This is a genomic window from uncultured Sphingomonas sp. (genome assembly GCF_964235535.1).
Taxonomy (GTDB): Bacteria; Pseudomonadota; Alphaproteobacteria; order Sphingomonadales; family Sphingomonadaceae; genus Sphingomonas.
Genome location: NZ_CAXSBH010000027.1, coordinates 1 through 18,451, shown reverse-complemented (window position 1 = coordinate 18,451; position 18,451 = coordinate 1). Strand labels below are relative to the sequence as shown.

The following is an 18,451-nucleotide window of genomic DNA, read 5'->3' as shown; positions in this document are numbered from 1 at the left end:
ACCGCCTCCCCACTAATCGAAACCCATGTTCCTCGATCCGACGCACTTCCGCCCCGGCGCTTCCACGGCGTCCGATCCGACCGGCGCGCGCCTGTCGATCGCGCGCGATGCGCGGCTGGTGGACGTCATCGACCGGTTTCGCGCCCGGCCCGACATGCGGCTGCTGACGGTGGTCGACCGCGACGACCGACCCGTCGGCGCGATCCGCGAGCTGGATGTCCGCTCCATCCTGTTCAACCCATACGGGCATGCGCTCATGATGAACCCGTCCTTCGGCGGTTCGCTGGAAAGGCTGATCCTGTCGTGTCCGCAAGTCGACGGCGCGACCGCCGAGGCCGGACTGCTCGACGCCTACGCGGCCGCGCCGGGCGCCGAAGGGTTGATCCTGACGCGTGACGGGCGGTTCGCGCGGGCGCTCGACGCGCGCGACATCGTCCGGATGGCCGCCACGCGCGAGACGGAGCTCGCCCGCGAGCGCACCACCCGCATGGAGCGGATCGGCACGGCCGGCCGCGCCTTCTCCGGCGATGTCTCCGCCCTGGTTTCCGGTCTGTCGCGCGTTTCGGCGGAAGTCGACGCGTTGGCGCGCCAGCTCGGCGCGCGGGCGGGAGACACCAGCATCGACGCCGCGTCCGCCGCGATCGGGGCGGACGAGACCGCCGCCGCCTTGGGCGAGATCGCCGCGCGCGGACGCGAGTTGACCGGCACGCTCGGCGGGATCGCGACCGCCACCGCCGACGCGCGGCGGATCCGTGAGCAGGCGACCGGAACCGTGCAGGCGGCGGGTGACCGCATGACCGCGCTCGCCGACTCGACGGGCGCGATCGACGACATGCTGCGGTTGATCCAGGAGATCGCGTCCAGGACCAACCTCCTGGCGCTAAACGCCGGGATCGAGGCGGCGCGCGCGGGCGAGGCGGGTCGCGGGTTCGCGGTCGTCGCGTCGGAGGTGAAGACGCTCGCCAGCCAGACGGGACACGCGGCCAAAGGCATCGCCGACCGGATCGCGACCGGCCACCGCGTGCTCGCCGACGTGATCGGCGGCCATCACGAGATCGAAGCGGCGATGGATGCGATCGGCCGGACGTCGCTCGCCATCGACGACGCGCTGGACGCGCAGGCGAAAGCGACGCGCGCGATCGCGGTCGAGGTGGCGCAGTCGGTAGATGTCAGCGGCGAAGTCGGCCGCCGCGTCGGCGCGATCAGCGAGGACGCCGCCGCCTTGGGCGGCGACGCGCAGGCGCTGCGCGATCTGTCGCGGTCGCTGGCGGGCGCTGCGACCAAACTCCATGGCCGCGCCGACGAGTTCGTGCGCTTCGCCGCCGCGTGACTTAACGCAGCTTGGCGATCGCCAGACCGTCCTGCTTGGCGCGGTCCTTGGTCGACTCCTCCGACCGCTTGAGCGCCTTTGAAATGGCCTTGAGCGCCATGCCCTTCTTGGCGAACTGATGTAGCTTCTGAAGCTCGTCGGGCGTCCAGGGCTGGCGATGACGCTCGAATACTTCCTTGTCCTTGGCCATTAGAATACCGCTATCGCCGCATGGAGCGCCAGCGCTATCAACACGACCGTCGACAACGCGAACAAGACGAAACGCACCAGAATGCGATTGAAGGTCGCCTGCACCAAGCTGTGCGCTATGCGCAACGCGACATAGGTCCACGCCAGCATCGCGTTCAGCCCCGCACCCGTGTCCGTCAGGTGAATGACGAATACGACCGCGTAGAACAGCGTGGGTTGCTCCATCAGGTGAATGTAGTTGTGCGCGGGCCATTGCGCCTTTTCCGGCACCACGCCGTCGAGCGCGCCGGGCCGACCGCCCCGCGCCTTGCCGAGATCGACGCCCGCCGCCTTCATCGCAGGTAGCCGGACGACGACCATCCAGGCGAGCATCACCAACGACCAGGCGATCAGGGCCACCACCGGCTGCAGCATTGAACGGTCCATGAAAAGCCTCCCCCGGTTGCTCGGGGGAGGCTTAGTCATCCGCGTCGGATGCGCAACTCAGTCGAACGTCTTGCCCCAGCGGCGGACCGGGCGGTCCTTCCACAGACCGCGGTGGTACGCGTCAGACGCCAGAAGCGGCATCACCGATCCGGCCTCCGCGAACACCATCTGCTCGATGCCCGTATTCACCTTGCCCCACGATGCAGCTTCCTGCAGCGTCGAGGACGAGCAGGCACCATCGCGCACGTCGGCGACGGTGATCTGGACGGCATACTTATGCACCTGCACGTCGTCATGGCCCAGGATCTCGGCGCACACGACCGTATCCTGGATGAAGTTCTTGGGCACGCCGCCGCCGATCATGAGCAGGCCCGTAACGCCCGCCTTGATCTTGATCTCGGTCAGCTCGCGAAAGTCGGCGATTGCGTCGAGCACCATATACGGCTTGCCCGCCTTCACCGCATCGACCTGATGCTTGACCAGACCGAAGCCCGCCGAGCTGTCCACGAACGCCGGACAGAAGATCGGCACGTCATGCTCGTAGGCGAGCTTGACGAGGCTGTTCTCCTTCTTGCCGTGCTCGACCAGGTACTTGCCCATCTCACGGATGAACTCGCGGCTCGAATAGGGCCGCGGTTCCAGCGTCTCGGCGATCTCGAAGATCGTGTGATCGACGTGCTGAAGCTGCTCCTCATCGATATAGGTGTCGTAGATCCGGTCGATCAGCAGCGAGCGCAGCGTGTCGTCGTCCGGCACTTCCAGCGCCTGGTAGTGCTTGTGGCCGAGGCCCTCGAAGAAATCCATGTCGACGATCGACGCGCCGGTCGCGACGATGCCGTCGATCATATTGTTGCGCAGCAGCTCGGCATACAGATCCATGCATCCGCCGGCACTTGTCGATCCGGCGATCACGAGAAAGATGGTGCAGTCCTTGTCGGCCAGCATCTGGTTGTAGATATCGGTCGCACGGCCGAGGTCGCGGCTGGTGAACGACATCTTCTTCATCGCATCGACGATTGGCCGCGCGTCGAACTTCGTGATGTCGATATGCTCGACCTGCGTGGACAGCAGTTCCGCCTTGCGGGTGTCGTTGGGGGTAAGGTCGTTCATATACAGGTCCGTTCGTTCTAGACCCGCCGTCGTTTATGGGGACGCGGAAACCCAATGCGAGCGCAGGGCTCAACTCGTAAGGAGGTCGGTAACCCCATCCCGTTCGTGCTGAGCTTATCGAAGCATGGTTCTTCTTCACTGCCAGCGAGAAGAACGACCCTTCGACAAGCTCAGGGCGAACGGATGGTTATTGAGCCTCGGGCGTTACAACTTGACGACGTTGCCCGTCACGCGGCGTTCCGCCTCGGCATACATCGACACCATCGGCTCGTCCTCGACCACCACGGTCTCGTCCGATCCGAACCCGTTGAACGCGGTCCGCATCGCCGAACCGTACGCGCCCAGCATCCCGATCTCGATGTAATCGCCCGCCTGCACATCGGCCGGCAGCAGGAACGGCCCCGCCATCCGGTCCAGATCGTCGCAGGTCGGCCCGTAGAACGAGAACGCCATGTCCCGCGCCCGGCTGTCCGGTTCGCGGAGCAGCGTGACGGGGAACCGCCAGCCGATATGAGCCGCGTCGAACAGCGCGCCGTACGCGCCGTCGTTGATGTACAGCTCGGTCCCGCGACGCTTCTCCACGCGCACCACGATCGAGCTGTATTCTGCGCAGAGCGCGCGGCCCGGCTCCGCCCACAATTCGGCCGAGTACGAAACCGGCAGGCTCTCGAACGCGCGGTGGATCACGTCGAAATACCGCTGCAGCGGCGGCGGCTCCATGCCGGGGTAGGAAGAGGGGAAACCCCCGCCCACATCGACGACGTCGACCGTGACGGCCGCCTCGACGATCGCCGCGCGCACCCGCTCCATCGCGAACGAGTAGGCGTCGGGCGTCATCGCCTGACTGCCGACATGGAAGCAGATGCCCAGCGCATCCGCCGCCTGCCGCGCCGCCATCAGCAACGGCTTCACCTCCGCGCCCGACGCGCCGAACTTCGCGCCCAGGCTCAGCTTGGAATAGTCGGACGACACCTGCAACCGGACGCACAGCGTCAGGTCGTCGGCCCGGTCCGTCGCGCGGACGATCTTGTCGAGCTCTTCCTCCGAATCGAGCGAAAAGACGCGGACGCCGTGATCGCGGTACGCCTCGGCGATCACCTCCTCGGCCTTGACCGGGTGCATGAAGCACAAGGTCGCGCCCGGCAACGTGCGTCGTACGAGCCGCACCTCGACGATCGAGGCGACGTCGTAATGCGTCACGCCCGCGTCCCACAGGATGCGGAGCAGGTCGGGAGACGGGTTCGCCTTGACCGCATAGATCGAGCGTCCCGGGAACTTCTCGGCGAAGAACCGGGCCGCACGCTCGGCGGCGTGGGGGCGAACGAGCGTCACCGGCTGAACCGGGCGACGCTTGGCGATGTCGAAACCATCCGAGGGGACGGCAGTCGAATGGGTCGTCGCTAACCCCAGCGCAGAATGATGGTGCAAATCAAGGGACCTCCAATTGCCTCGCGGCATACGGTTCGAAAACTGCCTTGCGGTTGGAAGTCCCATGGGGCAGCGGGATGCGAAATATGGCGGGGGGACCCCCATGTAAAGTGGCTATTATGCCCGGGCCCTTAAAAATGACGTTTTTGCGACAACCGACCCGCGCTGGGGTTCGCGACGCCGCCGCCAAGATAGCCGCGATCCTGCCCGCGACGCCGTTATTCACGTGTGAGATCAAGGACGTGACCATCGCCTTCAAGGCCGAGTCGCTCCAGCCGATGGGCGCGTTCAAGATACGCGGCGCGTGGCACCGGCTGACCGCGCTCGACGAAGCCGCGCGGGCGCGCGGCGTCGTCGCCTTTTCCTCGGGCAACCATGCGCAGGGCGTCGCCTGGGCCGCGCGCAGGTTGGGGATGGCCGCCACGATCGTGATGCCGCACGATGCGCCCGCGGTGAAGCGCGACGCCACGCTCGCGCTGGGCGCGGAGGTCGTCGGCTACGACCGTGCCACCGAGAGTCGCGAGGGGATCGCGGCGCGGCTGGCCGAGGCGCGCGGCGCGACCTTGGTCCCCAGCTTCGACGATCCCTGGATTATCGAGGGGCAGGGATCCGCCGGTGTCGAGGCGGCTGCGCAGATGACGCGCGCCGGCCTGCCCGAACCGACGCACGTCGTCGCTCCGTGCGGCGGCGGCGGGCTCGCGGCAGGCCTCGCGCTCGCGTTGCCCGATGCGCGGATGACGGTGGTCGAGCCGGAAGGCTGGGACGATATGCGCCGCTCGCTGGAGGCGGGATGGATCGAGCCGGTCGGCCCGAACCCGCCGCCGACCGCCTGCGACTCGCTCCAGACGCTGCGCGTCTCGCCGCTCACCTTCGACGTGCTGTCGCGAAGGGGCGTGACCGGCGTGGCCGTGTCGGAGGCGGAGACCGCCGCCGCGCAACGCTGGGCGGCCGAGCGGTTTCGGCTTGTGATCGAGCCCGGTGGCGCGGTCGCGCTAGCCGCCTTGCTCACGGGGCGGATCACGCCCGAACCGGGGATGCTGGTGCTGCTGTCGGGCGGGAACATTGACCCCGCCGCCTATGCGCGCATGTTGGCGGCATGACCGACGCGCTCACCGGCATTGCCGCCGCCGCGCCCGCGATCGCGATGCTGGCATGCTTTGCATTCCTGACCGGGGGCGGGTTGCTGGTCGTCAAGCGGCGGGACGTGCGCAAGGGCACGCTGATGCTGGTGATGGCGGTCGTGCTGTTCGCGAACGTCCTGATCTGGACGCTGTAGGCATGGCGGGGCAGGCATGGGCAAAGCCCATTCCGTCGGACGGTGCCGGGAGCACCGCCGGCCGCTCGCGCCTGTTCAGGTTAGCGCATCAGCTCATCTTATGGGTGAGTCAGGCGCGAGTCGCATATCCAGGTACTTATCCACGCTCCCCATCAACTGCGGCATCTCCTGCTCGAAGAAATGGTTCGCCTTCGGGATCGTATCGTGATGGATCGTGATGTGCCGCTGCGTCCTGAGCTTGTCGACTAGCTTCTGCACCGGCCCCGCGGTCACCACCTCGTCATGCTCCCCCTGGATGATGATGCCCGACGCAGGGCAAGGCGCGAGGAAGGTGAAGTCGAACAGGTTCGCGGGCGGCGCGATCGAGATGAAACCCCGGATTTCCGGCCGCCGCATCAGCAGCTGCATCCCGATCCACGCGCCGAAGCCGAAGCCGCCCACCCAGGTCGTCTGCGCCTCCGGGTGGAAGCTCTGCACCCAATCGAGCGCGGAGGCGGCGTCGGACAGCTCGCCCACGCCGTTGTCGAACACGCCCTGGCTCTTGCCCACGCCGCGAAAGTTGAAGCGCAGCACCGCGAACCCGCGCCGCTGGAACGTCTTGTACAGCTCCTGGACGATCCGGTTGTTCATCGTGCCCCCCGATGACGGGTGCGGGTGGAGGATCATCGCGACGGGGGCGCGCGGACGCGGAGCGGGGGCGAACCGCCCCTCCAAACGGCCTTCGGGGCCGGGAAAGATGACTTCGGGCATGGATGGGACCTGACTATATCGGACAGGGCGGATGAACCGCCGCTAATGCGCGCCATATAGCCGTAAACCGCCATTTTGGAACCATGCGCTTGCCCACCCGCATCTATCTTGACCACGCCGCGACCACGCCACCCCGTCCCGCCGCGATCCGCGCGGTGGCGGACGGGTTGGTGGCGTGGGCCAACCCGAGCTCGCCGCACGGCGAGGGCAGGGCGGCCAGACGCGCGCTCGAGGACGCTCGGGCGGCCGTGGCGACAGCTTATGGCTGGCGCGGGTCGACCTTGTTCACGAGCGGCGCGAGCGAGTCGCTGGCCGTCGCGCTAGGGCGTTCGACCGCCGACCGCGTGGCGATCACCGCGGTCGAGCACGACGCGGTGTTCCGCGCGGCGGGGCAGGCCCGGATCCTGCCCGTCGACCCCTCCGGCCGGGTAGCGGGGGGCGGACTGGCCACCGCGCTGGCCGATCCCGGTCGCGCGTTGGTCGCGGTGCAATGGGCCAACAGCGAGACCGGCGTGCGCCAGCCGATCGCCGCGATCGCAAGCCAGGTCCACGCCGCCAGCCATCTGCTCCTGATCGACGCCGCGCAGATGCCCGCCGGGATCGACCCGGACGTAGCCGAACACGCCGACTTCGTCGCGCTCTCCGCGCACAAGCGTGGTGGCCCGCCCGGCGTCGGCGCGCTGCTCGTCCGCGATCTCGGCACGCTGTCCCCCACCGGCGGTCAGGAATTCGGCTACCGCGCCGGCACCGAGAACCTCCCCGCCGCGCTCGGCTACGCCGCCGCGCTCGCCGAGCCGGAGCCGGTCGAGCAATGGGCCGCGATGCGCGAGCGGCTCGACGATGCGGTCCGCCGGTCGGGCGGGCAGGTGGTCGGCGACGGCTCGCCCTGCCATGCCGCCATCGGCAGCTACCGCATGCCCGGCGTCGCGAGCGCGGCGCAGCTCATCCGCTTCGACCTGGCCGGCATCGCCGTGTCGGCGGGCAGCGCCTGCTCGAGCGGGAGCATGAAGCCCAGCCACGTGCTCGGCGCGATGGGCTGGACCGAACAGGCCGGGCGCGAGGTCGTCCGCGTCAGCTTCGGCCGCGACACGACCGAGGCCGAGATCGACGCCGCCGTCGCCGTCTGGCGCGACATCGCCCGCACTGCCCGCCGGATCGCGGCATGACCTACCTCGACTATCAGGCCACGACTCCGCTCGCGCCCGAAGCGTTCGAGGCGATGCTCCCCTGGCTCCGCGACCAGCACGCCAACCCGCACTCGCCGCACCGCGAGGGCCGCCGCGCCCGCGCGGCCGTCGAGGTCGCGCGCGACCGGGTTGCGGAGCTCCTGCCGCCCGGCGGCCGGCTCGCCTTCACCGGCGGCGCAACCGAGGCGCTGAACTGGGCAATCAAGGGCACGCCTGAAGATAAAGGGGGCGGCCCCATCATCACGCTCGCGACCGAACACGCCGCCGTGCTGGACACCGTCGCCGCAAGCGGACGGCCGACGACGATCCTGCCCGTCGGCCCGGACGGCATCGTCGATCTCGCCCGAGCCGAGGCGGCCATCCGCCCCGGCACCGGCCTAGTCGCGGCGATGCTCGTCAACAACGAGATCGGCGTGATCCAACCGATCGCCGAGCTGGCCGCCCTCGCGCACGAGGCGGGCGCGCTGTTCCTGTGCGACGCGGTTCAGGGGTACGGCCGCATACCCATCCCCGCCGCCTGCGACCTGGTCGCGGTCTCCGCGCACAAGATCCACGGCCCCAAGGGCGTCGGGGCGCTCTGGATCAGGGACGGCGTGAAGCTCGCGCCCCTGCTCCATGGCGGCGGGCAGGAGGAGCCGGGCCGGTCGGGCACGCTCAGCCCCGCCCTTTGCGCCGGCTTCGGCGTGGCCGCGCGTTTGATGCGCGACTGCCAAGAAGCCGACGCGTCGCATGTGCGGACGCTGTTCGCGGCCGCGCGAGCACGCCTCGGTGCGGGGTGGACCCTGAACGGATCGGCCGAGTACCGCTATCCCGGCAACCTCAACGTCCACCGGCCCGGCCTCGACGTGGCGCGCGTCATGTCCGAGCTGCGCGACACCGCATTCTCTGCGGGGTCCGCCTGCGCCAGCGGCTCCGGCCGGCCCAGCCACGTCCTCCGCGCGATCGGGCTGTCCGACGCGGAGGCGCGCTCGTCGATACGGCTCGGCTTCGGCCGCCACACCACCGAACACGAACTGCTCGCCGCGATCGACCGAATCCACGCGGCCGCCGACGCGCAGCGGATCGCGGCATGATCCGCGTGCGCTTCGTCGCCCCGGACGGCTCCGCGCGCGAAGCGATAGGGACCGACGGAGTACGCCTGCTCGACGTCGCCCAAGCTGACGGCCAGCCTCTCGAAGGCACTTGCGACGGCCAGATGGCGTGCGCGACCTGCCACGTGATCGTCGACCCCGCCGATTTCGACCGATTGCCATCCGCGACCGAGGAGGAGGAGGAACTGCTCGACCTCGCCTTCCACGCGACCCGGACCAGCCGTCTCGCCTGCCAGATACGACTGAACGCGGATCTGGACGGCATGAGCGTACGACTACCCTGACGGGTCACGAGACCGTCACGCGCCCGGCGCAGGGCGGGGGCCCGATCCGGAGGCCGAGCCGATCCGACGCCATATCGCCTGCTGCGCGCCCCTGCTCTCGTCCGCGGCCCCGCCGCCGAGCGCGATCCCATGGTTGTCGACCGGAATGGCGATGCTCGGCGGGCTCGTCCTGTTCGTATTCGGCGTCGACCTGCTCGCCCGCGCGCTGCGCGAGGCTGGCGGCGACCGGTTGCGCGACGTCCTGCACCGCGCCTCGGCGAACCGGATCGCGGGGGTGGGCGCGGGCGTCGGTGCCACGATCGCGCTCGACTCGTCTTCGGTCGTCATCATCATGCTGGTGGCGATCGTCGACGCCGGGCTGATCCCGTTCGCGCATGCGCTCCCCGTCGTGCTCGGGGCGAATATCGGCACGACCTTCTCCTCCCAGCTCTTCGCCTGGAACGTCGACGCGTTCGCGCCCGTGCCGATGGCGATCGGGTTCCTGCTCGGCGCGCTCGCCAGGGGCGAGGCGACGAAGCGGTGGGGCTCCGTCCTGCTCGGCCTGGGCATGGTCCTGTTCGGCCTGCACCTGATCGGCGACGCCGCTGCTCCCCTCGCGAAACGACCGGAGGTGACGGCGTGGCTGAGGCGGCTGGAGAGCCCGTGGCTCGGCGTGCTCGCGGGCGCGGCCGTAACCGTCGCGATCCAGTCCTCCTCCGCCACGCTCGGCATCGTCATCGCGCTCGCGGGCGGCGGGCTGATCACCCTGCCGGCGGGCGTCGCGATCATGCTCGGCGCGGAGATCGGCACCTGCGCCGACACGTTGGTCGCGGTCGCCGGCCGCTCGCGCGCGGCCGTCAGGGTCGGGTTGTTCCACCTCCTGTTCAATATCGCCTCCGTCCTCCTCGGCGTCGCGCTGGTGGAGGCGCTCGCGAGCTTCGGCCGGGCGACCGCGAACAACACGGGCCAGCAGATCGCCAACGCCCACGTCCTGTTCAACGTCGCGGGCGCGCTCGTGATGCTCCCGTTCGTCCGTACCGCCGCGCGCGCCCTCGATGCGATCCTGCCCGAACGCGCGACCGCCTGATCTTGCCTTTCAATACCGTGCTGGGCATAGGCCCGCCCGAGAGTCGGACGGGCGTGGCCGTCGCCAACCCGGTCAGGTCCGGAAGGAAGCAGCCGCAACGATTTCGTCGCGGGTCGTCCGGCTCTCACCGCGCCGGGCGCACGCCGCCAGCAAAGCTGGCGTCGAGACGCCCAAGCGCGGCCGACGTGGCACCGCCACGATCGACGTCACGGCTTTGCCGGGACGCGGCCACTCTCACCGCTTCTCCTTCCTCGTCACCCCGGACTTGATCCGGGGTCCCGCTTACGTCCGCCGTCGCAAGAAGAAGCGGGACCCCGGGTCGAGCCCGGGGTGACGAGGGTAGGAAGATCCCCAAACAAACCCCTGTCCTACCGCTTCTGCTTCCGCCAGGGTCTCCCTCATGCCCCCGTCGAATCACGGCCGAGCCCGCCAGAACGCATGTCCACGCGTCAACTTTGTTCAACTTCCTCGCGTCCGCCCCCGCTGATGGCCACCACCTTCGATCTCGGCGACCCGCCCCAGCCCGCGACCGCGCCCGCCCCCTACCGCGTCCTCGCGCGCAAATACCGCCCCCAAACCTTCTCCGAGCTGATCGGCCAGGACGCGATGGTTCGCACGCTCGGCAACGCGATCAAGCGCGACCGGCTCGCCCACGCGTTCCTGATGACGGGCGTGCGCGGTGTCGGAAAGACCTCGACCGCGCGCCTGATCGCCAAGGCGCTGAACTGCATCGGACCGGACGGGGAGGGCGGCCCGACCATCGACCCGTGCGGCGTGTGCGAGCCCTGCCGCGCGATCGCCGAGGGCCGCCATATCGACGTGATCGAGATGGACGCCGCGTCGCACACCGGCGTCGACGACGTGCGCGAGATCATCGAGGCGTCGCGCTATTCGGCCGTCACCGCGCGCTATAAGATCTACATCGTGGACGAGGTCCACATGCTGTCCAAGAACGCGTTCAACGCGCTCCTGAAGACGCTCGAGGAGCCGCCCGCGCACGTCAAGTTCCTGTTCGCCACGACCGAGGTGAACAAGGTGCCGATCACCGTGCTGTCGCGTTGCCAGCGCTTCGACCTGCGCCGTATCTCCGCCGAGCTGCTTGGCCACCACTTCGCCGAGGTCTGCCGCAAGGAAGGCGTCTCCGCCGACCCGGAGGCGCTCGCGCTGATCGCCCGCGCGGCCGAGGGCTCCGCGCGCGACGGCCTGTCGATCCTCGACCAGGCGATCGCGCATGCCGATCTGGAGGGGAGCATCGTCACAGCCGATGCGGTGCGCGAGATGCTGGGCCTGTCCGACCGCGGCGCAGTGCGCGACCTGCTCGGACTGGTGCTGGGCGGCGACGGCCCGGGCGCTCTCGCGCTGCTGCGGCGGCAATACGATCTGGGCGTCGATCCGCAGGGCGTCCTCCGCTCGCTGCTCGAGACCGTCCACGGCGTCACCCTCGCCAAGGTCGGCGCGGCGCCCGACCTGGCGCAACCCGCCGAGGAGGCCGCCGCTTACGCCGACTGGTCGGCGCGGCTGTCCTTCCCCGCGCTCCACCGGCTCTGGCAGCTCATGCTCAAGGGTCACGACGAGGTCGCGCGCGCGGTGCTCCCGATCGAGGCGGCGGAGATGGCGCTGCTCCGGATCGTCCACGCCTCCACGCTTCCCGACCCGGGCGAACTCGCGCGGCGGATGATGTCGGGTGAGATCGCCCCACCTGCGTCGGCGAGCTCCGGCCCGCCCGCCGCTCCCGAGCCGGTACCTGTGCCGCCGGAGCCCGTGAACACGCTCCCCGCCGACTTCCCCGCGCTGGTCGCGGCGCTGGAAGGGGCTGGGGAGCACGCGCTCGCCGCCCGGCTGACCCACAATGCCAGCGTCGTTCGCTACGCCGCGCCCGAGCTCGTGCTGAGCAGCGCGCGCCCGCTTCCGCCCGACCTGGCCAAGGAACTTGCCGAAGCGCTTCGTCGCATCACCGACCGGACGTGGCGCGTGCTGGTGGAAGACGCGCCCGGACGACCCACCTTGCGCGAGCAGGCCAAGGCCGCCGAGGAAGTGGAACGCGCGGCCGTCCTCGATAGTCCTCTCGTCAAGGCGGCGTTCGAGGCGTTCCCGGAAGCCGAGCTGATCGACTGGACACGAGGAGTAGCACAGTGAACAACCTAGACGAGATCATGGCCATGGCGCAGAACGTCCAGGCCGAGCTGACCAAGGCGCAGGAGAACCTCGATACGATCGAGGTCGAGGGCCAGTCCGGCGGCGGCCTGGTCAAGATGCGCGCATCGGCCAAGGGCCGGATCATCGCGATCGATATCGACCCGTCGCTGCTCCAGCCCTCCGAGAAGCAGATGGCCGAGGACCTGATCGTCGCCGCCTTCAACGACACCCGCGCCAAGGCCGACGCCAAATCGGGCGAGGAGATGAGCAAGATGAGCGCCGGCATCCCGCTGCCGCCAGGGTTCAAATTACCCTTTTAATATAAAACCCTCTCCCGCTTTCGCGGGAGAGGGACAGGCGCGAAGCGCCAAGGTGAGGGGCGGACCTCTCCCGGAAAGGCCCGCCCCTCACCCTCGCCGCGGCTTCGCCACGTCTCTCCCTCTCCCGCAAAAGCGGGAGAGGGAGCTTACTCCCGCAAACACCGATCCAACCCTTCCCGTCGCACGACGCCCACCTGCCGCGCCAGCCGGTCCCCGTGCCGCCGCGTGAACCCGCTCGGGGCCACCGCCGCGCGCTTCTTGGGCAGCGGCAGCACCGCCGCGATCCGCCCCGCCTCGGTCGGCGACAGCGTCCCCGCGCCGTGCCCGAAATACCGCCGCGCTCCCGCCTCGGCACCGTAAGTGCCGATCCCGGTCTCGGCGATGTTCAGGTACACCTCCATGATCCGCCGCTTGGGCCACAGCGCCTCGATCAGCACGGTGAACCACGCCTCCAACCCCTTGCGGACGAACCCGCCGCCCTGCCACAGGAACGCGTTCTTCGCCGTCTGCTGACTGATCGTCGATCCGCCCCGGATGCGCCCGCCCCGCGCATTCGCCGCCGCCGCGCCCATGATCGCGCGATAATCGAAGCCGTCATGCGCACAGAACCGCGAGTCCTCGCCCGCGATCGCCGCCCGCGCCATGTCGGGGTCGATGCGGCCGAGCGGCGTCCAATCCTTGTCGATCCCGCGTCCGGCGAACAGATCGCCCGCCATCGTCGCCGTGACCGGTACCGGCACGAAGCGGTAGAGCACGACCCACCCGAGCGAGCCGAGGATCAACACCAGCACGATCTTCAACAACCATCGAACAGGGCCAAGCATCGCTCGTTCTTATCGCACCCGCCGCCCGCTTCAATCCCGCCCGGGGCGGTGCTCCTCCGTTTCGACCACGACCGGTCCGTCGACCAAGCAAGGCCGCCGCCCGCACCGCGAGCGGCGGCCCCGAGAGCACTCAGGCGTTTGCGAACCGCACCGTCGTTCGCCGCAGCCGCATGGCGCCGCCGACCGCGCCGAAGCCGACGATCATCATCGCCCAGCTCGCAGGCTCCGGCACAGCTGGAATGGGATCGATCCGGCCATTGCGCACGGCGAAGAGATACTGACCGGGATTGCCGTTGTTGGTGCCGCTGACCAGCGAGTCCGACCCGCCGTCGAGGAACGAGCCCGGCGCGCGCGAGCCCGGAAGCTCGAAGAACGTACCCGGCGCGTTGCCGCTGCCTGCATTGAACCCTACCGCCGCGGAATTACCGCCAAGACCCAGAACGCCTCCGTTGAAATCTCCCGTCTCCCACTGGATCCGGTCGTAATTCAGATAGATGTCGAAGTCGCCCGCCGTGACGTCCGACCGGTCGGCCAGGATGATCTGGAATGAATTGAGCTTGTCGGCTTTCGAGTTGAAATAGCCGACCCCGTCCCAAGTCGCTCCGAAAGCGGTGCGGCCATTGTATGTTCCCGTGCCATAAGCCGCGAGCGCGCTGGACAGATTGTTGGTATCCACGTCCGCGAAAAAAGCGGCGATGATGGGCTGCCCGGAATAACCCGCACCGAGCCCTAGTGGGGTGAAGGTGCTCTGGCCGGAGTTGAAGGTGAGATAACCGTTATTGCTCAGGAATGTGTCGGTGTAGGTTGTACCAAAATAATTGGCAGAAAATCCAAGCGAGAGGTTCGAGGTGAAACCATCATCATTGCGCGCCAGCGTACTGCTTCTGAACCCCGGATCTACTCGTTGCGCCTGCGCCGAAGCGATCGGAGCGACTGCAAAAAATCCCGATATGGCGTACGCTAAAAGCTTGCTCATCGATCAACTCCCTGTTTGATTATGATCAAATAGGACCCACCGATAATAAGCCCGGTCCGGTCAGGGACGCCAACTCACTTAAGGTACGGTACCTACCCTAAAATCATATGTTTGGGAAGAGGAGTGATCTGCGTTGTTCACTCTTTAACTTTGCGACAAGTATTTGGAATGTCGAAGACTTGCTGACGAGGGTAGAGCATCGTACTCTGCGTCATCAAAAAAAATGCGCCACCCTGATCAAGAGTGGCGCACTAGGGTCCAAACTCAATCAGCGGCTTGAGGCGGGCTGGGTTTTCTGATTCAGCGGCGTGGGGCGGGGCTGATGGAGGTGATCCATGGCGCTGTTTTGGTTGTCGGATGAAGCGTGGGCGGCGGTGGAGCCTCACCTGCCCAGGAACCAGCCCGGGGCGAGGCGTGTGGACGACCGGCGGGTAATCTCGGGCATCTTCCACGTGCTCAAGTCCGGCTGCCGCTGGGGCGACTGCCCGCCTGAGTACGGGCCGGCGACGACGATCTACAACCGGTTCAACAGGTGGTCGAACCGGGGCTTCTGGCTCAAGCTGCTCGATGCTTTGGTGGATGCGGGCGCGGTGACGCGGAGCACGTCCATCGACAGCACCTACGTCAAGGCGCAACGCGCCGCATTTGGCGGCAAAAGGGGGCTAAAGCGCAGGCGATCGGCCGCTCGCGCGGCGGCTGGACGACCAAGGTCCACGCGCTCACCGATGTCATCGGCCGTCCATACGCGCTCTTGCTGACGCCGGGTAACGTTGCGGACGTGAAGGCTGCACCCGAGCTCCTGGCCCGCATGGGCCGCGCCCGCTACGTGCTCGCGGACAAAGGCTACGATGCCGATCCGCTTCGGCGCTCGCTTCGCCAGGTGGGCGTCGTGCCGGTCATCCCCGGCCGGTCCAACCGCAAGCGCGCCGTGCGCTACGACCGGGAACGCTACCGCGGTCGCCACCTCATCGAGAACGCGTTCTGCCGTCTCAAGGACTTCCGGCGCGTCGCCACCCGCTACGACAAGCTCGCCAGAAACTACCTGTCAGGCGTGGCGCTCGCCGCAGCCCTCGCATTCTGGATGTGAACGAGTCTGGACCCTAAGCATCATCCGAACCACGGCGAGTCCGGATCACCGATCGTTTGTATTTACGCCAACGCAAGCATCCGCTTCTCGCCCGCGAGGCGCATCATGCCCTTCTGCAGTTTCTCGAACGCGCGCACTTCGATCTGGCGGACCCGCTCGCGGCTGACGCCGTAGACTTGGCTCAGCTCCTCCAGCGTCTTGGGATCGTCGGTCAGGCGGCGCTCGGTCAGGATATGCTTCTCGCGGTCGTTCAGGTCGCCCATCGCGTCCACCAGCATCCCGTGGCGGACGTCGGCTTCCTGCGCGTCGGCGACGACCTTGTCCTGGAGCGGCGCGTCGTCCTGCAGCCAATCCTGCCACTGACCCTCGCCGTCCTCGCGCATCGAGACGTTGAGCGACGTGTCGCCGCCCATCGCCATGCGCCGGTTCATCGACACCACGTCGCTCTCGGCCACGCCCAGATCGGTCGCGATCTTGGTCACGTCGGCCGGGCGCAGATCGCCGTCCTCGAACGCGTCGAGCTTGGACTTCATCCGACGCAAGTTGAAGAACAGCTTCTTCTGCGCCGCGGTGGTGCCCATCTTCACGAGGCTCCACGACCGCAGGATATATTCCTGGATCGACGCGCGAATCCACCACATGGCGTATGTCGCCAGGCGGAAGCCGCGATCCGGCTCGAACTTCTTCACGCCCTGCATCAGCCCGATATTCCCCTCCGATATCAGCTCGGACGTGGGCAGGCCGTAGCCGCGGTAACCCATGGCGATCTTGGCCACGAGCCGCAGGTGCGACGTGACCAGCTGCGCCGCCGCGTCCGTATCGCCGTGCTCGGCGAACCGCTTGGCGAGCATATATTCCTGCTCGGGCTGCAGGATCGGGAATTTCTTGATCTCCGCCAGATAGCGGTTGAGGCTCTGCTCGGTGCCGAGCGCCGGGATCGTCGCCGGTACGTTGCTTCTCGCCGCCATGATCTTATCTCCGCTGAATGGAGGAACGCTCGCGCGCACCCACGCGAACGATCGCTAGTCTATACGTGAAGGTGGCTGAACAGTTCCTGCATGTCGTCCGGCCAGCTGCTCTCCCAGGCCATGGACACGCCCGTCACAGGGTGTTGGAACCCCAATAAAGCAGCATGAAGCGATTGTCGATGAAACCCAAGTTGCGCGGTCGCCAGGTCGACACCGCCTTTGGATCGTCGATAGACCGGGTCGCCCAGCAATCCATGGCCGATCGATGCGAAATGTACGCGAATCTGGTGTGTGCGCCCCGTCTCCAGCCGGCACTCGACGAGCGCCGCGCCGCGCAGCCGTTCAAGCGTGCGGTAATGCGTGACCGCGCGCTTGCCGCCGGCGACGACCGCGATCTTCTTGCGATCGGCGGGCGAACGGGCGAGCGGGGCGTCGATCGTTCCCTCCGCCGGGCGCGGCACGCCCCCGACGATCGCCCGGTACCGCCGATCGATCGTGTGCGCCGCAAACTGCTTGGCCAGGCCTTCATGTGCCCGGTCGGTCTTGGCCGCGACCATCAACCCGGACGTATCCTTGTCGATCCGGTGCACGATCCCCGGCCGCGCGACGCCGCCGATCCCCGACAGCCGACCGGCACAATGATGCAGCAGCGCGTTGACGAGCGTGCCATCCAGGTTGCCCGCGGCCGGATGCACGACCAGCCCGGCGGGCTTGTCGATCACGATGAGGTGTTCGTCTTCGTGCATGACGACCAGCGGAATGGCTTGCGCGGCGTTCGTCGCGGGCGTCGCCTCGGGCACCGCCACAGTGAAGGCGTCGCCCGGCTGAACCTTGCGGGACACGTCAAATACGATCTTACCCAGACTGCTCACCGCACCTTCGCCGATCAAGGCCTTGATCCGCTCGCGCGAGAGAGCCGGGATGACATCCGCGAGCGCGCGGTCGAGCCGGACGCCCGCGCCCTCGACGCCGATGCGCGCCTCGATGACCGACCCCCGTTCCACTGCGACCCGATATGACGTCGCCTGTCCGCATATCAACGACGTTGCTTCGTGCGATCGAGGCGGAGGCGGCCGCATCGCCGACCCGGGAGGTATGCGGCCTGCTGTTCGGGACCGCCAACACCGTCGCCGCCTACCAGTCCGCCCGAAATGTCGCCGCCGACTCCCGCTCGGTCTTCGAGATCGATCCCGCCGAGCTGCTCGCCGCGCATCGCGCGCAGCGGAGCGGCGGCCCCGCGATCATCGGCTGCTACCACTCGCATCCGTCCGGTTCGCCCGACCCGTCGCCGCGCGACGCGGCCGCCGCCGAGCCGAACGGCTGGCTATGGCTCATCGTCGGCGCAGACGAGTTGCTGCTATGGCGCGCCGTGCCCACGGGCGAGCGCCACGGCCGGTTCGATCCGGTGGCGTTCGCTTGCATCGAAGGTCCCCCTTCGCCAGAGGACCCCGTTCGTCGTTGAGGATTACCCATGAGCGTCACGCCGGTCGATCTCGCGAGCCTCCTATGCTCGCGTCTGTGCCACGACCTGCTGTCGCCGGTTGGCGCGCTCAACAACGGTCTCGAATTGCTCGCCGACGAGACCGATCCGGCGATGCGCGAGCGCTGCATGGACCTGCTCGGCGAGAGCGCGCGCGTGTCGGCGAACAAGCTGAAGTTCTTTCGACTGGCGTTCGGCGCGGGCGGCGGTTTCGGCGATGCGGTGGATGCGCGCGAGACGCAAGCGGCCGTGCGCGGCCTCGTCGCCGACAATAAGCGGCTGGAACTCGGCTGGTTCGTCGAGGAGCCGACGCTCTCGAAGCCCGCGACCAAGGTGCTTTTGAACCTCGTGCTGGTCGCCGCCGACGCGCTCGTCCGCGGCGGGAGCCTGCATGTGGGTGCGGAGCAGAACGGGGCCGGTGCCGGCGCGGAGATCGTCATCAAGCTCGAGGGTCAGCGCATTATCCTAGACCCCGCGCTGCGACGCATGCTCGTGGAGGGCGAAGGCGCGGGCGAGGACGGTG

Annotated in this window: 21 protein-coding genes and 1 other RNA gene; 13 read left to right on the top strand and 9 right to left on the bottom strand. The window is 68.1% G+C overall.

Annotated features, from left to right (window positions below):
- The first annotated feature begins 25 nt into the window (after window positions 1-25).
- Complete coding sequence (locus tag ACFE7F_RS09595) at window positions 26-1,330, top strand: methyl-accepting chemotaxis protein (protein WP_375403633.1); 1,305 nt, start codon at window positions 26-28, stop codon at window positions 1,328-1,330.
- A gap of 1 nt (window position 1,331) precedes the next feature.
- On the opposite strand, the gene ACFE7F_RS09590 is transcribed toward ACFE7F_RS09595, so the two are convergent.
- The 4 genes from ACFE7F_RS09590 to ACFE7F_RS09575 form a co-directional block, all read right to left on the bottom strand.
- Window positions 1,332-1,520, bottom strand: a complete 189-nt coding sequence (locus tag ACFE7F_RS09590) for a hypothetical protein (RefSeq protein WP_375403632.1) — start codon at window positions 1,518-1,520, stop codon at window positions 1,332-1,334.
- Complete coding sequence (locus tag ACFE7F_RS09585) at window positions 1,520-1,945, bottom strand: MAPEG family protein (protein WP_375403631.1); 426 nt, start codon at window positions 1,943-1,945, stop codon at window positions 1,520-1,522. Before ACFE7F_RS09585 ends, ACFE7F_RS09590 begins: the two co-directional genes overlap by 1 nt.
- Before the next feature lie 57 nt (window positions 1,946-2,002).
- Window positions 2,003-3,055, bottom strand: a complete 1,053-nt coding sequence (locus ACFE7F_RS09580; RefSeq protein ID WP_375403630.1) for a deoxyhypusine synthase — start codon at window positions 3,053-3,055, stop codon at window positions 2,003-2,005.
- Between the two features lie 204 nt (window positions 3,056-3,259).
- Complete coding sequence (locus ACFE7F_RS09575) at window positions 3,260-4,483, bottom strand: type III PLP-dependent enzyme (protein WP_375403629.1); 1,224 nt, start codon at window positions 4,481-4,483, stop codon at window positions 3,260-3,262.
- A 137-nt stretch (window positions 4,484-4,620) separates the two neighbouring features.
- Between ACFE7F_RS09575 and ACFE7F_RS09570 the strand changes: the two genes are divergently transcribed.
- Both ACFE7F_RS09570 and ACFE7F_RS09565 read left to right on the top strand, forming a co-directional pair.
- Window positions 4,621-5,583 carry a threonine/serine dehydratase gene (locus tag ACFE7F_RS09570; RefSeq protein ID WP_375403628.1) on the top strand — a complete coding sequence of 321 codons (963 nt, stop codon included), beginning with the start codon at window positions 4,621-4,623 and terminating at the stop codon, window positions 5,581-5,583.
- Window positions 5,580-5,759, top strand: coding sequence for a hypothetical protein (locus ACFE7F_RS09565; protein WP_375403627.1), 180 nt, complete (start codon window positions 5,580-5,582; stop codon window positions 5,757-5,759). The genes ACFE7F_RS09570 and ACFE7F_RS09565 overlap by 4 nt, the downstream gene beginning before the upstream one ends.
- Before the next feature lie 93 nt (window positions 5,760-5,852).
- Here the strand turns inward: ACFE7F_RS09565 and ACFE7F_RS09560 are convergent, their stop codons facing one another.
- Window positions 5,853-6,509, bottom strand: a complete 657-nt coding sequence (locus ACFE7F_RS09560; protein ID WP_375403626.1) for an alpha/beta hydrolase — start codon at window positions 6,507-6,509, stop codon at window positions 5,853-5,855.
- A gap of 89 nt (window positions 6,510-6,598) precedes the next feature.
- Between ACFE7F_RS09560 and ACFE7F_RS09555 the strand changes: the two genes are divergently transcribed.
- The 7 genes from ACFE7F_RS09555 (at window position 6,599) to ACFE7F_RS09525 (ending at window position 12,593) form a co-directional block, all read left to right on the top strand.
- Window positions 6,599-7,675 (top strand): cysteine desulfurase family protein, encoded by a 1,077-nt coding sequence (locus ACFE7F_RS09555; RefSeq protein WP_375403625.1) that lies wholly within the window; start codon window positions 6,599-6,601, stop codon window positions 7,673-7,675.
- Complete coding sequence (locus tag ACFE7F_RS09550; protein WP_375403624.1) at window positions 7,672-8,769, top strand: cysteine desulfurase family protein; 1,098 nt, start codon at window positions 7,672-7,674, stop codon at window positions 8,767-8,769. Before ACFE7F_RS09555 ends, ACFE7F_RS09550 begins: the two co-directional genes overlap by 4 nt.
- Window positions 8,766-9,071 carry a 2Fe-2S iron-sulfur cluster-binding protein gene (locus ACFE7F_RS09545; protein ID WP_375403623.1) on the top strand — a complete coding sequence of 102 codons (306 nt, stop codon included), beginning with the start codon at window positions 8,766-8,768 and terminating at the stop codon, window positions 9,069-9,071. Before ACFE7F_RS09550 ends, ACFE7F_RS09545 begins: the two co-directional genes overlap by 4 nt.
- Before the next feature lie 133 nt (window positions 9,072-9,204).
- The gene (locus tag ACFE7F_RS09540) at window positions 9,205-10,137 is read left to right on the top strand and encodes a Na/Pi cotransporter family protein (protein ID WP_375403622.1); all 933 of its coding nucleotides are present in this window, start codon (window positions 9,205-9,207) and stop codon (window positions 10,135-10,137) included.
- Between the two features lie 37 nt (window positions 10,138-10,174).
- An RNA gene (gene ffs / locus ACFE7F_RS09535) (signal recognition particle sRNA small type) lies at window positions 10,175-10,267 on the top strand.
- A gap of 356 nt (window positions 10,268-10,623) precedes the next feature.
- Window positions 10,624-12,273 carry a DNA polymerase III subunit gamma/tau gene (locus ACFE7F_RS09530; RefSeq protein WP_375403621.1) on the top strand — a complete coding sequence of 550 codons (1,650 nt, stop codon included), beginning with the start codon at window positions 10,624-10,626 and terminating at the stop codon, window positions 12,271-12,273.
- Window positions 12,270-12,593, top strand: a complete 324-nt coding sequence (locus tag ACFE7F_RS09525; protein ID WP_375403620.1) for a YbaB/EbfC family nucleoid-associated protein — start codon at window positions 12,270-12,272, stop codon at window positions 12,591-12,593. The genes ACFE7F_RS09530 and ACFE7F_RS09525 overlap by 4 nt, the downstream gene beginning before the upstream one ends.
- A 146-nt stretch (window positions 12,594-12,739) precedes the next feature.
- Here ACFE7F_RS09525 and mtgA read toward each other — a convergent pair whose 3' ends face one another.
- Window positions 12,740-13,417 carry a monofunctional biosynthetic peptidoglycan transglycosylase gene (mtgA, locus tag ACFE7F_RS09520; RefSeq protein WP_375403619.1) on the bottom strand — a complete coding sequence of 226 codons (678 nt, stop codon included), beginning with the start codon at window positions 13,415-13,417 and terminating at the stop codon, window positions 12,740-12,742.
- Between the two features lie 130 nt (window positions 13,418-13,547).
- Entirely contained in the window at window positions 13,548-14,393 is an 846-nt protein-coding gene (locus tag ACFE7F_RS09515; protein WP_375403618.1) for a nidogen-like domain-containing protein, read from the bottom strand.
- 335 nt (window positions 14,394-14,728) lie between these two features.
- Here ACFE7F_RS09515 and ACFE7F_RS09510 point away from each other — a divergent pair.
- A protein-coding gene (locus ACFE7F_RS09510) for an IS5 family transposase (RefSeq protein ID WP_375403617.1) occupies window positions 14,729-15,480 on the top strand; the annotation gives its coding sequence in 2 pieces (ribosomal slippage) (window positions 14,729-15,046 and window positions 15,049-15,480; 750 coding nt in all).
- A gap of 62 nt (window positions 15,481-15,542) precedes the next feature.
- On the opposite strand, the gene rpoH is transcribed toward ACFE7F_RS09510, so the two are convergent.
- Window positions 15,543-16,448 (bottom strand): RNA polymerase sigma factor RpoH, encoded by a 906-nt coding sequence (rpoH, locus tag ACFE7F_RS09505; RefSeq protein ID WP_375403616.1) that lies wholly within the window; start codon window positions 16,446-16,448, stop codon window positions 15,543-15,545.
- Between the two features lie 59 nt (window positions 16,449-16,507).
- Entirely contained in the window at window positions 16,508-17,452 is a 945-nt protein-coding gene (locus ACFE7F_RS09500) for an RluA family pseudouridine synthase (protein ID WP_375403615.1), read from the bottom strand.
- Between the two features lie 11 nt (window positions 17,453-17,463).
- Between ACFE7F_RS09500 and ACFE7F_RS09495 the strand changes: the two genes are divergently transcribed.
- Both ACFE7F_RS09495 and ACFE7F_RS09490 read left to right on the top strand, forming a co-directional pair.
- Entirely contained in the window at window positions 17,464-17,910 is a 447-nt protein-coding gene (locus ACFE7F_RS09495; RefSeq protein ID WP_375403614.1) for a Mov34/MPN/PAD-1 family protein, read from the top strand.
- 9 nt (window positions 17,911-17,919) lie between these two features.
- The coding region (locus tag ACFE7F_RS09490; RefSeq protein WP_375403613.1) for a histidine phosphotransferase family protein at window positions 17,920-18,451 on the top strand (532 nt) is incomplete at its 3' end.

Bases quoted from the DNA above. Each gene is read 5' to 3' on its own strand.
- ACFE7F_RS09595 (WP_375403633.1), top strand. From the start codon at position 26: ATGTTCCTCGATCCGACGCACTTCCGCCCCGGCGCTTCCACGGCGTCC.
- ACFE7F_RS09590 (WP_375403632.1), bottom strand. From the start codon at position 1,520: ATGGCCAAGGACAAGGAAGTATTCGAGCGTCATCGCCAGCCCTGGACG.
- ACFE7F_RS09585 (WP_375403631.1), bottom strand. From the start codon at position 1,945: ATGGACCGTTCAATGCTGCAGCCGGTGGTGGCCCTGATCGCCTGGTCG.
- ACFE7F_RS09580 (WP_375403630.1), bottom strand. From the start codon at position 3,055: ATGAACGACCTTACCCCCAACGACACCCGCAAGGCGGAACTGCTGTCC.
- ACFE7F_RS09570 (WP_375403628.1), top strand. From the start codon at position 4,621: ATGACGTTTTTGCGACAACCGACCCGCGCTGGGGTTCGCGACGCCGCC.
- ACFE7F_RS09565 (WP_375403627.1), top strand. From the start codon at position 5,580: ATGACCGACGCGCTCACCGGCATTGCCGCCGCCGCGCCCGCGATCGCG.
- ACFE7F_RS09560 (WP_375403626.1), bottom strand. From the start codon at position 6,509: ATGCCCGAAGTCATCTTTCCCGGCCCCGAAGGCCGTTTGGAGGGGCGG.
- ACFE7F_RS09550 (WP_375403624.1), top strand. From the start codon at position 7,672: ATGACCTACCTCGACTATCAGGCCACGACTCCGCTCGCGCCCGAAGCG.
- ACFE7F_RS09545 (WP_375403623.1), top strand. From the start codon at position 8,766: ATGATCCGCGTGCGCTTCGTCGCCCCGGACGGCTCCGCGCGCGAAGCG.
- ACFE7F_RS09530 (WP_375403621.1), top strand. From the start codon at position 10,624: ATGGCCACCACCTTCGATCTCGGCGACCCGCCCCAGCCCGCGACCGCG.
- mtgA (WP_375403619.1), bottom strand. From the start codon at position 13,417: ATGCTTGGCCCTGTTCGATGGTTGTTGAAGATCGTGCTGGTGTTGATC.
- ACFE7F_RS09515 (WP_375403618.1), bottom strand. From the start codon at position 14,393: ATGAGCAAGCTTTTAGCGTACGCCATATCGGGATTTTTTGCAGTCGCT.
- rpoH (WP_375403616.1), bottom strand. From the start codon at position 16,448: ATGGCGGCGAGAAGCAACGTACCGGCGACGATCCCGGCGCTCGGCACC.
- ACFE7F_RS09495 (WP_375403614.1), top strand. From the start codon at position 17,464: ATGACGTCGCCTGTCCGCATATCAACGACGTTGCTTCGTGCGATCGAG.